The sequence below is a fragment of the Streptomyces sp. ISL-96 genome (genome assembly GCF_018614035.1).
In the GTDB taxonomy this organism is placed as follows: Bacteria; Actinomycetota; Actinomycetes; order Streptomycetales; family Streptomycetaceae; genus Streptomyces.
In genome coordinates, this window is record NZ_JAGGPA010000019.1 from 1 (window position 1) to 15350 (window position 15350).

The 15350-nt window shown below is 71.4% G+C and carries 15 protein-coding genes; 8 read left to right on the forward strand and 7 right to left on the reverse strand.

The window, feature by feature from the left end:
• Positions 1 to 793, forward strand: a 793-nt coding sequence (locus tag J7E96_RS12805) for a hypothetical protein (protein WP_215130658.1), incomplete at its 5' end; no start/stop codon positions are given.
• Positions 794 to 797: 4 nt separating this feature from the next.
• Here the strand turns inward: J7E96_RS12805 and J7E96_RS12810 are convergent.
• Positions 798 to 1316 (reverse strand): carboxymuconolactone decarboxylase family protein, encoded by a 519-nt coding sequence (locus tag J7E96_RS12810; RefSeq protein ID WP_215130660.1) that lies wholly within the window; start codon positions 1314 to 1316, stop codon positions 798 to 800.
• A gap of 47 nt (positions 1317 to 1363) precedes the next feature.
• Here J7E96_RS12810 and J7E96_RS12815 point away from each other — a divergent pair, with 47 nt between their 5' ends.
• Together J7E96_RS12815 and J7E96_RS12820 are read left to right on the forward strand one after the other, a co-directional pair.
• Complete coding sequence (locus J7E96_RS12815; RefSeq protein WP_215130662.1) at positions 1364 to 2779, forward strand: PLP-dependent aminotransferase family protein; 1416 nt, start codon at positions 1364 to 1366, stop codon at positions 2777 to 2779.
• 118 nt (positions 2780 to 2897) lie between these two features.
• Complete coding sequence (locus J7E96_RS12820; RefSeq protein ID WP_215130664.1) at positions 2898 to 3542, forward strand: septal ring lytic transglycosylase RlpA family protein; 645 nt, start codon at positions 2898 to 2900, stop codon at positions 3540 to 3542.
• A gap of 74 nt (positions 3543 to 3616) precedes the next feature.
• On the opposite strand, the gene J7E96_RS12825 is transcribed toward J7E96_RS12820, so the two are convergent.
• Genes J7E96_RS12825 through J7E96_RS12835 form a run of 3 tightly spaced genes read right to left on the reverse strand, consistent with a single transcriptional unit; the run spans position 3617 to position 6442 of the window.
• Complete coding sequence (locus J7E96_RS12825; protein ID WP_215130666.1) at positions 3617 to 4537, reverse strand: Gfo/Idh/MocA family protein; 921 nt, start codon at positions 4535 to 4537, stop codon at positions 3617 to 3619.
• Positions 4538 to 4559: 22 nt separating this feature from the next.
• Positions 4560 to 5456 carry a serine hydrolase gene (locus J7E96_RS12830; RefSeq protein ID WP_308295924.1) on the reverse strand — a complete coding sequence of 299 codons (897 nt, stop codon included), beginning with the start codon at positions 5454 to 5456 and terminating at the stop codon, positions 4560 to 4562.
• Positions 5453 to 6442 (reverse strand): LysR family transcriptional regulator, encoded by a 990-nt coding sequence (locus J7E96_RS12835; RefSeq protein ID WP_215130668.1) that lies wholly within the window; start codon positions 6440 to 6442, stop codon positions 5453 to 5455. Before J7E96_RS12835 ends, J7E96_RS12830 begins: the two co-directional genes overlap by 4 nt.
• Positions 6443 to 6529: 87 nt before the next feature.
• Here J7E96_RS12835 and J7E96_RS12840 point away from each other — a divergent pair, with 87 nt between their 5' ends.
• The 3 genes from J7E96_RS12840 to J7E96_RS12850 all read left to right on the forward strand — a co-directional run bounded on the left by J7E96_RS12840 (position 6530) and on the right by J7E96_RS12850 (position 9606).
• Positions 6530 to 7534, forward strand: a complete 1005-nt coding sequence (locus J7E96_RS12840) for a PHB depolymerase family esterase (protein WP_215130670.1) — start codon at positions 6530 to 6532, stop codon at positions 7532 to 7534.
• A gap of 137 nt (positions 7535 to 7671) precedes the next feature.
• Positions 7672 to 8703, forward strand: coding sequence for a glutamine synthetase (glnII, locus tag J7E96_RS12845; protein ID WP_215130672.1), 1032 nt, complete (start codon positions 7672 to 7674; stop codon positions 8701 to 8703).
• Between the two features lie 324 nt (positions 8704 to 9027).
• Positions 9028 to 9606, forward strand: a complete 579-nt coding sequence (locus J7E96_RS12850) for a winged helix-turn-helix domain-containing protein (RefSeq protein WP_215130674.1) — start codon at positions 9028 to 9030, stop codon at positions 9604 to 9606.
• Positions 9607 to 9636: 30 nt separating this feature from the next.
• Here J7E96_RS12850 and J7E96_RS12855 read toward each other — a convergent pair whose 3' ends face one another.
• From J7E96_RS12855 to J7E96_RS12865, 3 genes are all read right to left on the reverse strand, one after another.
• Positions 9637 to 10725: a mechanosensitive ion channel family protein gene (locus J7E96_RS12855; RefSeq protein ID WP_215130676.1), complete on the reverse strand. Its 1089-nt coding sequence runs from the start codon at positions 10723 to 10725 to the stop codon at positions 9637 to 9639.
• 288 nt (positions 10726 to 11013) lie between these two features.
• Entirely contained in the window at positions 11014 to 12468 is a 1455-nt protein-coding gene (locus J7E96_RS12860; protein WP_215130678.1) for a PepSY domain-containing protein, read from the reverse strand.
• 111 nt (positions 12469 to 12579) lie between these two features.
• A complete protein-coding gene (locus tag J7E96_RS12865; RefSeq protein ID WP_215130680.1) occupies positions 12580 to 13206 on the reverse strand; it encodes a hypothetical protein in 627 nt (208 codons plus the stop codon).
• A gap of 181 nt (positions 13207 to 13387) precedes the next feature.
• On the opposite strand from J7E96_RS12865, the gene J7E96_RS12870 reads away from it, so the two are divergent.
• Complete coding sequence (locus J7E96_RS12870; RefSeq protein WP_215130752.1) at positions 13388 to 14656, forward strand: sensor domain-containing protein; 1269 nt, start codon at positions 13388 to 13390, stop codon at positions 14654 to 14656.
• Positions 14641 to 15300 carry a response regulator transcription factor gene (locus tag J7E96_RS12875; protein ID WP_215130682.1) on the forward strand — a complete coding sequence of 220 codons (660 nt, stop codon included), beginning with the start codon at positions 14641 to 14643 and terminating at the stop codon, positions 15298 to 15300. Before J7E96_RS12870 ends, J7E96_RS12875 begins: the two co-directional genes overlap by 16 nt.
• Positions 15301 to 15350: the final 50 nt, after the last annotated feature.

The following is a 15350-nucleotide window of genomic DNA, read 5'->3' on the forward strand; positions in this document are numbered from 1 at the left end:
GCCCCCGCCCCCGGCCCCCCGGTCGAAGCGCCGCACGTGGCTCATCGCCGGCAGCGCGGTGGCCGTGGTCGGGGTGGTCTCCGCTGTGGCGGTGGGTGCGGTGCTGTACGTCGCGGCCCAGGGGGCCGGCTCCCTCGTCGATTCGGCCCGTACCAAGGACGCGCCGTCCTCGCGCACAGCCGCCCCGGCCGTCCCGGTCCCCTCCGTCAGCGCCGCGCTGCCCCCCGACGCGCCCGCCGCGCTGCCCTCGCTGCCCTCGCTGCTCGCGCGTCCCGTCGTACGCCCCACCCAGGCCTTCCCCGCGAAGACCGTGCGGCTCGCCGACGGCACCGTCTACCGCCGCATCGACGTGGGCACCACCACCGAGTGCGAGCGCGGCATGTCGCAGGAACTCGCCGGGCTCATAGCCCAGGGCAGTGGGTGCCTGCAGCTGACTTCCGCCCTGTTCACCGATGCCGAGCGGCGCTCGCAGGTGACCGTCGGCGTACTGAGCCTCAAGCGGGCCGAGGACGCGGCGTCGGTCTTCGCGATGGTCTCGATGGACCCGGTCACCTACCAGGTCGTCTCGCTCGATCCGCCGCCCGAGGCCGGTCTGCCGACCGTACCGCCCGGATCCCCGGGGGTGTTCAGGCGGCTGATGACGGTCCGGTCGGTGGTCTTCTCCAACGCGCAGTGGGCGGACGGCTCCGAGACGCGCGAGGCGGAGCTGACCGAACAGGCCACTCAGCTCCTGACGTACGTCAACAAGAACGTCGTGGCGCACGAGGACGGGAAGGCGCCGGGAACTCCCTGAGTGGTCACGACACTCGTTCGTCCTCGCCCGCCGTCTTCGCGGTGGCCAGCGCGATGCGGTTCCAGGTGTTGATCGTGAAGATCAGGGCCAGGAGCTGGGCCAGTTCCTTGTCGTCGAAGTGGGACGACGCACGTGCGTACACGTCGTCCGGCAAGCCGCCGTCCGCGATCAGCGTCACCGCGTCCGTGAGGGCCAGAGCCGCCTGCTCCTTCTCCGTGAAGAAGTGCGCGGCTTCCTTCCACACCGCGACCATGTGCAGCCGCTCCTCGCTCTCGCCCGCCTTGCGGGCGTCGGAGGTGTGCATGTGCAGGCAGTACGCGCAGTGGTTGAGGTGCGAGGAGCGGATCTGCACCAGCTCCACGAGCGTCGGGTCGAGTCCCTCGCGGGCGGCGGCGTCGAGGCCGATCACGGCCCTGAACGCCTTGGGGGCGGCCTTGGCGAAGTTGAGGCGAGTGGGGGCGGAGGCGAGGGCGGTGGAGGAGGCGGAGGCAGCGGGCGTCTGCTTGATCTCTGTCGTCGTCATGTGTACGACTCTATGGACGCAGGCGACCGTCGAAGGGGTGCATTTCAGTGGCAGAATCGTGGGTCAATTCCGCGGAGGAGCTCGGCAGCGATCTGCATCTGGAATTGGAGAAGGCGGGCTCCGGCAGTCGGCGCACCGTGCTCATGCGGGCGCTGCGTGAGGCGATTCGGAGCGGGCGGCTCGCGCCGGGGACGCGGTTGCCGCCGTACCGTTCCCTCGCCGCCGACCTCGGGCTCGCCCGCAATACGGTCGCCGACGCGTACGCCGAACTCGTCGCGGAGGGCTGGCTGACGGCCAGGCAGGGGTCCGGGACCCGCGTCGCGCAGCGGGCGGCTCCGGCCGCGCCGGCACAGCGGGCCCGCACGCCCACGCGGGCCGCCCGTCCGACGTACGACCTGGTCCAGGGCCGACCGGACCCCTCCGCCTTCCCGCGCACCGCCTGGCTCGCGTCCGCCCGCCGGGCACTGAGCGCCGCGCCCAACGACGCTTTCGGGCCCGGCGATCCGCAGGGCCGGGCGGAACTGCGGCAGGCGCTCGCTGAGTACTTGGCGCGGGTGCGCGGGGTACGGACGGACGCCGATCGGATCGTGTTGTGCTCGGGGGCCGCGCACGCGCTGCGGCTGCTGGCGCGGGTGGTGGGCGGGGCGTGGGCGGTGGAGGCGTACGGGCTGCCGTTCCATCGCGCGCTGCTGGCGCAGGAGGGGGTACGTACCGTGCCGGTCGGGGTCGACGAGGACGGGGCGCGGGTGGGTGAACTGGCCGGGCGTGGGACCGGGACCGTACTGCTCACTCCCGCGCACCAGTTCCCGACCGGCGGGCCGCTGGGTCCTGAGCGGCGGGCGGCCGTCGTGGACTGGGCGCGGGCGACGGGCGGGCTGGTCCTGGAGGACGACTACGACGGCGAATTCCGCTACGACCGGCAGCCGGTGGGCGCGGTGCAGGGACTCGATCCGGACCATGTGGTCCTGATCGGATCGGTCAGCAAGAGCCTCTCACCCACGCTGCGGATCGGGTGGATGGTGCTGCCGGAGCGGCTGGTGAGTGGAATCGTGGCGGCGAAAGGCGAGCGGGAACAGTGGTCGAGCGCGACGGAGCAGCTGACGCTGGCCGACTTCGTCGCGTCGGGGGCGTACGACCGTCATGTGCGCCGGATGCGGCAGCGCCATCGGCGCAGGCGCGACCGGCTGGTGGAGGTGCTGGCGGAGCGTGCGCCGCAGGTGCGCGTGACGGGGATCGCGGCCGGTCTGCACGCCGTGCTGGAGCTGCCGGCCGGCACCGAGCGGGCGGTGGTGAAAGCGGCGGCGTGGCAGGGGCTGGCGGTGGAGGGGCTGTCCGACTACCGGCATCCGGACATTGGGGGTGGGAGTGGGGGTGACGGGCTCGTCGTGGGGTATTCGACGCCGGCCGAGCACGCGTACGCGGGTGCGCTGGATGCGTTGTGCCGGGCGCTGCCGCCTGCCTGATGCGGAAGTTGTTGCTGGGGTGGTTGAGACGGACGGGGTTGCTACTCGTACGTAACGGCACACGGAAACCCATGCGGCCGTGGTGCACACGGCACTCGGCCGCGGACAGGAGTCGCACGTGTCGCGCAAGAAAACCCTCAGTCGCAAGAAGAAGCTCGCCCTGCTGGCGGGCGCCACCGCGCTGGTCGCGGGCACCGCCGTGGTGATGACCGGTACGAGTCAGGCCTCGGTGGCCTGCGACGGACTGGCCACCGCGCTGAGCAACAACGAGCAGTTCATCGCCGGGCAGCGGGCCAATCCTGATGCGCAGTCGGATGCGCGGATCGCCAACCGGGAGGCGGTCATCGAGCAGATCAAGCGTCAGCAGGCGGCGGCCGGGTGTGACGCGGGGGCTCCGCCGGCGGACGGGAGCGCCCCGCCGGCGGACGGGAGCGCCCCGCCGGTGGACGTGAGTGCCCCGCCGGTGGACGAGGCTGCCCCTCCGGAGGAGGGTGGCGCGGGTGCGGGGGCGGTCGGCGAAGTGGTCTGTGCCGGGTCCACTGTCACACTGTCCGGGGAAGGCGGGGCGCCTGCCGCTTCCAGCGGGGAGTTCCCTGTCGGTACGCAGCTCAAGGTCACGAACCTCGACAACTCCAAGTCGACGACTGTTGAGGTGACTTCCGCCTCTGGGAGCTGTGCCCTGCTGAACAACGCGGCGTTCGAGCAGGTGCGGGAGCCTGGGAAGTTCCTGATCCGGAACGCGCGGATCGAGCGCGTGGGGTAGGGCGCGGGCGGGGGCTTTTCTTTCCCCTACCCCGCCCCTTCCCGAAACTGGGGCTCCGCCCCAGACCCCGGTCCTCAAACGCCGGACGGGCTGGATAGTTGCGTCTCCGCGGCGGCGAGGATTTCCGTCAGCCGTAGGGCGAACCCCGCGTCGCAGGGATGCGGCTCTCCGGTGCGTACGGCGTGCAGCAGTGCGTCGATGGCCGCGGCGAAGGATTCGAGCCCGCCGCCCCACGGCGGCAGCTCCGCCACGCCCGCCGTGCCACGCAGCTCCACCGTCGCGCCCGCCGCGCCCGCCGGGGCGCTCAGGCTCAGCGTGACCGTGCTCGACGCCTGCGAGGTGTGCCGCAGTACGAGGTGGACGGTGTCCCCCGGGCCCGGCGCCGCGTTCACCGACGTAACGTCGCCCAGCACCGGCAGGAGTACGGACAGGGCGTGCGGTCCCACGTCCCACAGCGCGCCCTTCTCGCCGCGCCAGGGGGATCGGGCGTACACGCTGTCCGCGCCGGGCGAGAACAGTGCGCCCAGCCAGCGCGCGTGCGCCGTGAACCAGCCGTCCACCACCGCCTGTTCGGCGATCCACTCCGTCGTGCCCGTCGCGAAGCGCAGCGTGCAGAAGACCACCGACGATACGCCCGCCTTCCGCGTCGCCTCGACGACCTCGCGCGCCCCCGCCACCGTCGTCGCGAGCGGCTTGTCCAGCAGCAGGTGACATCCGGCGGCCGCCGCCCGTACCGCCAAAGGGGCCTGGACGTCGGGCGGCAGCGCGATCGCGACGGCGTCGCATGCGGCAAAGAGGTCGTCGGCGTCGGCGTACGCCGTGGTGCCGTGGGCGGCGGCGAGCACGGCGGCCGCCTCCGGCCTGCGCCCCCACACGCCCGCGAACTCGGCGTCGGGGTGCGCTGCGAGCGCCGGTGCCTGGGTGGCAGCCGCCCAGGGGCCGGTGCCGAGCAGTCCGATGCGTGGCATACGCGGTGTGGTCGACGGGTCGGTCATATCCGTAAGTGTGCCTGGGGCTTCAGGGGGCGCGCAGGGCCTCGACGGCGATCCGGGCCGCGGTGCCGATGACGGCGTCGGCCGCCGGGAGCGTCGCGGCGGTGCTTGCCGCGCGGGTGAAGACGGCGACGGCGTAACGGCCGCCGTCCGGGTACTCGACGACGCCGATCTCGTTGCGCACGGTCGGCAGGCTGCCGGTCTTGCCGGATACGTGTACGTCGTCGAACGGGAAGCCGGAGGCCAGCCGGTGCGGCCACACCTGGAGTCCGAGGATCCGGCGCAGGGCGGCGCAGTACTCGGGCGGGCAGGCCCGGTCGCGCCAGATGGCGGTGAGCAGGCGCGTCATGTCGCGCGGGGTGCCGCGGTTGGTGCGGGTGGGGTCGAGGGCGCGCAGCCGGGCGACGACCTGGGGATCGGCCAGGGCCCGGACGCCGGCCTGTCCGGTGTCTTCGGCGATGGTGGCGAAGAGTTCGCCCACCGTCTGGGTGGCGAGGGTACGGGTGAGGCCGAGTGTGGTCATCGCGTCGTTGACGGCGGCGAGGCCCACGCGCTGGAAGAGGAGGTCGGCGGCGGCGTTGTCACTGACCGACATCATCAGATAGGCGAGGTCGCGCATGGACATGCGTACCGGGTCGAGCATCGCGGCCAGGCCCGTGGGGCCGCCTGTGCGGGCGTCACCGGGGGACTCGATCTGTTCGGTGAGATCGAGCAGACCGTCCGCCGCCTGCCGGTAGAGGGTGACGAGCAGGCACAGCTTGTGCACGCTGGAGGTGGCGACCAGGGTGTCCGCGCCGACGGAAATCTGCGTCCTGGAATCCTGCATGTCCGAGTCGACGTCGACGGCGTGCAAGTACCCGGTGACGCCGGCTTCGTCGAAGGCCGCGCGGATGCGGGCGTCGGGTGCTCGGGTGGTGTTCACAGCCAGTACTCCGCTGCCGGGCGCAGGTGGAGCGAGCGCTGCGGCAGGTCGGCACTCACCCCGGCAGTGTTCCACAGGGCGTCCATGGCGATGTCGTTGAAGGCCCGTACGGTGACGTCCCCGCGCCCGCTCGGCCAGGCCAGGGAGTGCCGCCACGCCAACGGGGCGCCGGCCAGCGGGCGCCAGACCGTGTCCGCGTCAGTTCCGCCGGTCCCCCGGGCCGGGCGGGCCGGGCCGGCCGCCTGGTCGTCCTCGGGGGTGAAGGCGACAGCGCTGCCCGAGAGGACGAGGCCACGGGTGAAGCGTTCGCCGTGGCCGTGGCGGACGGCCTGGGGTGTGAAGCCGTTACGGGCGCAGGTGGTCAGCAGGTCGTCGTGGAGGGCGGGGGCGTGAGCACGCGGGAAGAGGATCAGGTCGTACCCGGTCAGAGCGGCCAGCGGTACGACCCCGAGGGCGGCCGCGGGTGCGTCGCGCGGCAGGAGTACGCCGAGCGGGCGGCGCAGGACCTGGCCCAGTTCCAGGCCCGCGATGTCGCACGGGTGATGGATGAGGCCGACATCGAGGGTGTGGGCGGCGAGTTCGGCGAGCTGCTCGGTGGTGGACAGTTCGCGCAGCTCCAGTTCGACGCCGGACTGCCGCTCCTGGAAGGCGCGGAGGATCGCGGCGACTGTGCGGCTGGAAATGTCGGGCGGCAGAGCGGCCCGCAGGACCCCACTCTCGCCGTCCCGAAAACGTGCCGCCGTGGCGGCCAGGGCGTCGGCGCGGGCCAGCAGCGCGCGGGCGTCGTCGAGCAGGAGGGCGCCGGCCTTGGTGATCGTCACCTGGCGGCTGCTGCGGTCGAACAGCCTTACTCCCAGCTCCCGTTCAAGGCGCTGGATGCGCTGGGACAGGGGCGGCTGGGCCATGTTCAGCCGGGCTGCCGCCCGCCCGAAGTGTGACTCTTCCGCAACAGCCACAAAGCAGCGCACGTGCCGAAGGAGGTCCATGAGCAGCGATGATATCGAAACACATATCGATCCGTTGGCGATACAGATCTTGGACATGGCGACCTCAGACCTGCTCTGATCGGCGACATGACCTCACGTACCTCACGCAACTCACACATTCGGGGCGCCTCCCTCGCCCTGTTACTGGCAGTCACGACCGCCCTCACCGGCTGTTCCACCACACCGGCGGACACCACGCCTCGCCCCTCCTCTTCCCCCACCTCGGCCGCCGCCCCGCCCACCGACACCCGGGCGCGGCTGGAGGTCGACGGCACCTCCCGCGACTACCTGCTGCACCGGCCCGCCAAGAGCGGCGACGGGCGCAAGCCGCTGGTGATCGCCTTCCACGGCCGGCGCCAGACCGCCGAGGAAGTACGCCGGCTCAGCGGTCTCGACAAGGCCGCCGACCGCCGCGGCCTCCTGGTCGCCTACCCCGAGGGCCTCAACAAGGGCTGGGGCGACGGCGGCGCCCCCACAGCCAAGCGCCCCGACCCCGACACGGACGTACGGTTCACCGCCGCCCTCATCAAGAAGCTGGTCGGCAGCGGGCAGGCCGACCCCCGGCGCGTGTACGTCGTCGGCTTCTCCAACGGTGGTTCCATGGCCCTGCGCATGGCCGCCCAGCGGCCCGACCTCGTCGCCGCGGCCGGTACCGTAGCGGGCCAGCTGCCCACGAAGCCCGCCGAGGTCCGGCCCACCGACGCCGTGCCCGCACTGCTCATCTACGGCGACAAGGACCCCGTACGCCCGATCACCGGGATGCCCAAGCCGGGCACGCCCGCTCCGGGTGCCGAGCCGTCCACGCCGACCCTTTCGGCGAGGGCGAGCGCGGAGGCCTTCGCGGCAGCGGCGGCATCAGCCGCGGGCAAGAAGGGAACGCCCTCCCCCGTCACCGAGAAGAAGACCGGCTATACCCGCACCGTCTGGGACTCCCCGTCGCCCCGCGGTGATGTCGAGCTGATCGTCGTACACGGCGGCGGCCACACCTGGCCCGGCTCGTCCGTCCGCGGCAACCCGGCCTTCGGCCCCACCAGCAAGGCGCCGGATGCCACCGCGGCCATCCTGGCCTTCGTCACCGGCAAGCGCTCCTGATGTGCACTCGTGATACGGAAGAAACCTGAGTAACACGGGGTTCACAATCGGGCAACGGACGGGAAATCAGCGCTTGCGAAGCTGCCCTCACAAGCCGCAGTACCGCAGCAGCCGCAGCACCACAAAGGATGGCGTCCGTGACCTTCAAGGCCGAGTACATCTGGATCGACGGCACCGAGCCGACCGCCAAGCTTCGCTCGAAGACGAAGATACTGCCGGGTTCGGCCGCGGGCCTCGACGAGCTGCCGATCTGGGGTTTCGACGGATCCAGCACGAACCAGGCCGTGGGCCACGCGTCCGACCGCGTGCTGAAGCCCGTGTTCTCCTGCCCGGACCCGATCCGCGGCGGTGACAACGTACTCGTCATGTGCGAGGTCCTGAACATCGACCTCACGCCGCACGAGTCCAACACGCGTGCGCTGCTGCGTCCGGTCGCCGAGCAGTTCGCGGACCAGGAGCCGATCTTCGGCATCGAGCAGGAGTACACCTTCTTCGACGGCTCGCGGCCGCTCGGCTTCCCGGTCAACGGCTTCCCGGCCGCGCAGGGCGGTTACTACTGCGGCGTCGGCGCCGACGAGATCTTCGGCCGCGAGATCGTCGAGAAGCACCTCGACCACTGCCTCGCCGCCGGTCTCGGCATCTCCGGCATCAACGCCGAGGTCATGCCCGGCCAGTGGGAGTTCCAGGTCGGCCCGCTGGCGCCGCTGGAGGTCGCCGACCAGCTGTGGGTCGCCCGCTGGCTGCTCTACCGCACCGCCGAGGACTTCAACGTCTCCGCGACCCTCGACCCGAAGCCGGTCAAGGGCGACTGGAACGGCGCGGGCGCGCACACCAACTTCTCGACGCGTGCGATGCGCGAGGGTTACGACGCGATCATCACCGCGTGCGAGTCGCTCGGCGAGGGCTCGAAGCCGATGGACCACGTCAAGAACTACGGCGCGGGCATCGACGACCGTCTCACCGGTCTGCACGAGACCGCCCCGTGGAACGAGTACAGCTACGGCGTCTCCGACCGCGGCGCCTCGGTCCGTATCCCGTGGCAGGTCGGGCAGGACCGGAAGGGCTACATCGAGGACCGCCGTCCGAACGCGAACGTCGACCCGTACGTCGTGACGCGCCTGATCGTCGACACCTGCTGCACCGCGATGGAGAAGGCCGGCCAGGTCTGATCCGCAGCACCGCCCGCGACGCCACAGGCAACTGGGGGCGTCCGCCGATCCGGCGGGCGCCCCCTTCGCGTGCCGTGGCGGGCGGACGTCTGCTTCAATAGGCCTCATGGCCAGCCTCCATCAGGAACACACCGCGACAGGTCGCAGCGACCTGGAGCCGTTCTGGCCTTCCCGTCAGCATCACGACTTCGACCGGGTGTGTTGTCGCGCGACGAACGCGCGGGCCCTCTAAAGCCGTTCACACCGGTCTTCGGTCCAGCGCGCACGAAGCGGTACGTCCCGTACCTCCTCGACGAATCCCTCGCGCGAAAGAGCTGACCTCTCATGGCGAACACCCGTACCTTCTCCGCTGCCGCACCCTCGCAGTCCCCCGCCCCCCTCGGCCGCCACCGGCTGCGAGCCGTCGACCGGGACGAGGCCGTGCGTAACGGCAGGGCACTCGATGTGGCCGACTTCCTTCCGCCCGGCGCCACTTGGCTGCCCGCTCCGCCGCACACGCTGCCCACGCTCCCGGGCCGGCCGCCGATGACCGGCTACCTCGTGCTCGTACCGGCCGATCAGCAGCCCGCCGTCGCGCCGCCGACGGCGGCCGGGGAGGACGAGTCTTCGGCCGACGGGCCGGTGCGCATCGACGGTGCCCAGCGCGCCGCCACCGTGGACGGGCGGACGCTCGATCTCACGTACCTCGAATTCGAGCTCCTCGCACACCTGGTGGCGCATCCCAACCGAGTGCACACGCGGGACCAGTTGGTGACGACCGTCTGGGGCTACGGGCATGTGGGCGACGGCAGGACCGTCGATGTCCACATCGCCCGGCTCCGCCGCAAGCTCGGCGCGGAGCACCGCGGCACGATCCAGACGGTGCGGCGGGTCGGATACAAGTACAGCGTTCCCGGGCGCTGACAGGCCGGTGCCGGGCGGGCCGGGCGGGCGTTACAACGCCGGCTCGGTCGTCGCCTCGCGCTGGTGCGGGATCACCTTCGGCATCGGCGGCCCGCCCTGCTGCACAGTCACGGTCCGCTTGGGGGCGGGCACCGCGATGCCCTCGGCCCGGTAGCGCTGGTGCAGGCGCTTGATGAACTCGTGCTTGATCCGGTACTGGTCGCTGAACTCGCCGACGCCGAGGATCACCGTAAAGCTGATCCTGGAGTCTCCGAACGTGTGGAAACGAACAGCGGGTTCATGGTCGGGGACGGCGCCGGTGATGTCGGTCATCACGCTCTCCACGACCTCGGTCGTGACGCGCTCGACGTGCTCCAGGTCGCTGTCGTAACCGACTCCCACCTGGACCATGATCGACAGCTGCTGTTCCGGCTGGCTGAAGTTGGTCATGTTGGTGCCGGCGAGCTGCGCGTTGGGGATGATCACCAGGTTGTTCGACAGGTCACGGACCACCGTGTTGCGCCAGTTGATGTCGACGACATAGCCCTCTTCGCCGCTGCTGAGGCGGATGTAGTCCCCCGGCTGCACCGTCTTCGCGGCGAGGATGTGCACGCCCGCGAAGAGGTTGGCCAGGGTGTCCTGCAGCGCGAGAGCGACCGCCAGACCGCCCACGCCCAGCGCCGTGAGCAGCGGCGCGATGGAGACGCCCAGGGTCTGCAGTACGACGAGGAAGCCCATGGCCAGGACCACGACACGCGTGATGTTGACGAATATGGTGGCCGAACCGGCCACTCCCGACCTGGACTGTGCCACCGACTGCACCAGACCGGCGATCACCCGGGCCGCCGTGAGGGTTCCGGCCAGGATGAGCATGGCGGTCAGCGCCATGTTGACGTTGCGCACGGTCGTCGGGGTCAGTGGCAACGCCGCCGCGGCAGCCGCCGCGCCGGCGGCCATCGCCGCCCACGGGACCAGGGTTCGCAGGGCGTCGACGATGACGTCGTCTCCGTTCCACCGCGTCCGGCTGGCCCGTTCTCGCAGCCACCGCAGAAGCGCTCTCAGGAGCAGACCTGCCGCGATGCCGACGGCCGCCGCGATTCCGGCGACGATCACGTCGTGCAGTGTGAGGGCCCGGTACATCAGTGATTACTCCCGTGGTCCGAGGGATGCGCGGTCGCGTCAGGACATACGGCCGTACGGGTGTACGGGGGTACGGGTGTGGTCTGACGCGGTCGTCATCCTGCCGCATGCGGCCGGTCCGGTCGCAGGTGCCCCCACCTGGGCTCTTCGTCGACCACAAGGACTGACAACCGGTCAGGCGGCCCTGCCGGGCGCGGAATGCGCGCTGCGGGCATGCGCGCGCCGATACGGGAAGGCCCGTTCGTACCGGACCTGGACCGGTAGGTACGAACGGGCCTTCCCCCGGAGTCAGGCAGCCGTACCCGTACGGGCGCGGACCCTGGCCACCAGCCCCAGCACCACGTCCACCGCAAGGAACACCAGCAGGCTGATGCCCAGCATCGGTACGAACCAGCCCGCCAGCGCGATGAGCGCCACCAGCGGCAACAGGGACGTGACCGGCACCTTGCGCCAGGCGCCGCGCGGCATCGGGCGGCCGGCGCTCAGCCTGCGATCCTTCGTCGGCCTGCGCAGCCACCACATGCGGTAGCCCCAGACGATCAGCATGATCAGGGCGAACGCGAGTGCTGCCAGGGCGAGTTGGTTGGCGAGACCGAGGAAGACGCCGGTGTGGGCGTCGATGCCGAAGCGGGTGAGCTTGGCGAGCAGCGGGTAGTCGGCGAAGCGCAGTTCGTCGATGACCATGCCGTCGGCGGGGTCGACGGCGACGGAGTCCAGGTGGACGGGGAACTGGGTGTCGGTCTCCTTGACGACGTAACCGCTGCCTTCGCTGGGCAGGATCACCGACATCTTGCCGTCGATGCCGGCCTGGCGGGCGGCCGCGAGCGCGTTGTCGATGCCAACGTCCATGCCGGCCATGCCCTCGTGGGAGCCTGCGCCGTCGCCCCCGCCGTGACCCTCGTGTGCGTCGCCGCTCCCGCCGGCGCCCTCGGTGAGTGCGGCGGAGACCACCGGGGTGGCGCCGCCGAGCTGGTCCTGTACGGCGCCGATGTTCTCACCGGCGTACCGGGACCAGGTGAGGCCGGTCGCCGAGAGCAGCACGAGTCCGAGCACGGCCCACATGCCGACCGTGCCGTGCCAGGAGAGCGTCTTGCGGCGGCCCTTCGCCCCGCGTTCGGGGACGATCAGGTCACGCTTGGCGGTGCGCCTGCGTCCGAGCCACAGCAGCAGGCCGCCGAGTGCGACCACCCACAGCCAGCTGGCGGCGAGTTCGCTGTAGTGGCGGCCGAGGTCGCCGAGGTGCAGGTCGCGGTGGAGTTCGTCGAGCCAGGTGCGCAGCGGCAGGGCGCCGGAGCTGCCGAAGCTGGTCAGTTGGCCCCGTACCTCGGCGGTGTACGGATCGACGAAGACGGCGAGCGACTTGCCCTCCTCGACCTCGGGTGTGGTCATCAGCACCCTGGTCGTCGCGCCGTCCTCGGCGGAGGGCCAGACGGCGGTCACTGTGCCCTTGGGGTGGGCGTCGCGGGCGGCGGCGAGCTGGTCGGCGAGGGGGAGGGAGCGTTCGCCCGCCGGGACTTGCAGTTCATTGCTGTAGAGGAATTTCTCCGCCTGGAAGGAGAGTGCGTAGAGCAACCCGCTGGCGGCGGCGACCAGCAGCAGCGGGGCTATCAGCAGGCCCGCGTAGAAGTGGACGCGCAGGACGAGGGGGCGCAGGGCGCTCCAGGTTCCGCGTTCGCCGGCGGCGGGGGCCGGACCGGCGGCCTCCGCTTCCTGTGCGGGCTGTACGGGGTCGTCAATGGCCATGACTGTCCTCGGAGTTGTCGACTGGTGACTTGGGTGGGCCATGCACGGGGCATGGGGAGCGGCCCCCTGGTCACGCGGTCGGACAGCGGTCGGACGACGGTCGGACAGCGGTCAGACAGTGAGGGGTGCGGGGGCCGTGGCGCGGGTTGCGGTCACCCGCGGTGGCCCGCGCCGCGACAGCGCGTGCGCGAGGACGACGCCGTGGCCGTGGCGGCGCGTGGTGCGGGGCCCCCTGGGGCGTACCGGCTCCGGCAGTCCGGTGGCCCGTACGACGGCGAGCAGCAGCCGCAGCGGGGTGAAGGCCAGCGCGCCGATCGCGCGCGCGAGCCCAAAGAGGGCGGCCTCGCCGCGTGCCAGCCACAGGCCGCAGACGAGCGCCGCGGCGAGGTGAGCGGCCGTCATCGCGAGCGACGACGAGCCGTCGCCCGATACGGCGACGGCCGGCTCGTGCGCGACGGGCATCTGGTGGTGGGCGGAGCCCGGCTCCTGCGCCGTACCGAAGATGAGGTGCAGTACGCCCTGTACGGCGAGGAGGCCACCGCCGACGGCGAAGACCCCGCGTCGCCGGTGACCGGCGGTCCAGGCGAGACCGCCCGTCACCGCGAAGGCCGCGAGCAGCCCCGAAAGCGGGACTTCATGCCCGGACATGAACGAATGCCCCACAGCGGCTGTAATGACGCACACCGCCGCGAAGAGTGCGGCTCGTAGTGCGCGCAGGGGCGACCGGGCGTCCGTCATGGTCCGCTCATGCTGCCATCCCGGGGGTCTTCATGGGCACATAGGTGCACAGGTGCGGGACTCGGGTGGTGGTGCTGGGTACACCCCGGCCGGGGTGCCGGGCCCCATGACCTTGGCGGGCGGCACAGGCGAAACTGTGCACGTGCGCGGCGGACGGGCCGCCGAGGAGAGGCTGGACACCATGATGGCGACCAAAATACGCAACGCGTTCCTTGCCGGGATTCGAGGACTGGCACTGATGGTTGTGTCGCTCACGGGATCCGTCATCCTGTTCACGTTCACGATCGTCTCCGTCCTCCTCATCGTGATCGGCGTCGGCCTCTTCACCACCCCTGCCGCGCTGACCGCGCTCCGTGGCTACGCCAGTCGGCGGCGCCTGCTCGCCGCCCAGTGGTCGGACGTACGCATTCCCGTCCCGTACCGCCCGCTGCCCACAGACCTGCGCGGCGGCTTCGTCGGGCAGGTCGAGCGGTGCGTGCTGATGCTCAAGGACCCGGCGACCTGGCGGGACTTCCTGTGGCTGCTGGTGGACATGACGGTCGGCAGCGTCAGCGCCCTTCTGCCCGCGGTGCTGATCCTGTACCCGGTGGAGAGCCTGGTGCTGGCGGCGGGGCTGTGGCGGGTGTTCGCGGCCGGCGGCGACGCGTACTGGTACGGGCCTGTCCGCGTCGACAGCCAGGGGACCGCGCTGCTGGCCGTCGCCTTCGGCCTCGTCATCTTCCATGCGGGCGTCCGCTACAACCCCGCGCTGCTGCGCGCCCACTTCACCCTCACCAAGTCGCTGCTCGGCCCCACCCCCGAGATGACGCTCGCCCAGCGCGTCGACCACCTCACCGAGACACGGCACGACGCCGTCGACACCTCGGCCGCCGAACTGCGGCGTATCGAGCGGGATCTGCACGACGGCGCGCAGGCCAGGCTGGTCGCCATGGGCATGAACCTCGGCACCATCGAGGCGCTCGTCGAGAAGGACCCGGCCCAGGCGAAGAAGCTCCTCGCGATGGCGCGGGAGTCCTCCGCCGAGGCCTTGAGCGAGCTGCGTGACCTGGTGCGCGGGATCCACCCGCCGGTGCTCGCGGAGCGTGGACTGGGCGACGCTGTACGGGCGTTGGCGCTGCGCCTGCCCATCGAGACGCAGGTGACGGTGGACCTGCCGCGCCGCGCGGACGCGCCGGTCGAGTCGGCGGCGTACTTCGCGGTCAGTGAGGTCTTCACGAACGCTGTCAAGCACTCCGGGGCGGACCGCGTCTACGCCGATATTCACCACGCCGACGGCATGCTGCGGATCTCCGTCACCGACAACGGGCGGGGCGGGGCCGCGGCCGGCCCGGGCTCCGGGCTGAGCGGAATCGAACGCCGGCTCGGTACATTCGACGGCGTCCTGGCCGTCAGCAGTCCCACGGGCGGTCCCACCATGGTGACCATGGAGATCCCTTGCGAGTTGTTCTAGCCGAAGATCTCTTCCTGCTCCGCGACGGCCTGGTCCGGATGCTCGAAGCCTTCGACTTCGAGATCCTGGCGGCCGTGGAGACCGGTCCCGAACTCTCCCGGGCCCTGGCCGAGCTGAACCCGGACGTCGCGGTCGTCGACGTACGACTGCCGCCGTCCCACACCGACGAGGGCCTCCAGTGCGCGCTGGAGGCGCGCCGGGTGCGGCCCGGCCTGCCGGTGCTGGTCCTGTCCCAGCACGTGGAGCAGTTGTACGCCCGTGAGCTGCTGGCCGACGGCAATGGTGGCATCGGCTACCTGCTCAAGGACCGGGTCTTCGACGCCGAGCAGTTCATCGACGCGGTACGGCGGGTGGCGGCCGGCGGCACGGCGATGGATCCCCAGGTCATCTCCCAGCTCCTCTCCCGCCGCGCCCAGGACGAGCCGATGGGCGGGCTGACACCGCGCGAGCGGGAGGTCATGGAGCTGATGGCGCAGGGCAGGTCGAACGCGGCCATCGCGGGCCGGCTCTTCGTCACCGAGCGGGCGGTGGCCAAGCACACGTCGAACATCTTCGGCAAGCTCGGCCTCCCGGTGTCCGACGACGACAACCGCCGGGTGCTGGCGGTACTGGCCTACCTGGACCGCGGCCGGCCGGACCGCTGAAGCGGGGGCCACGGCGGCGCCACGCCACGTCACGGGGCGCCGCCCCGAAC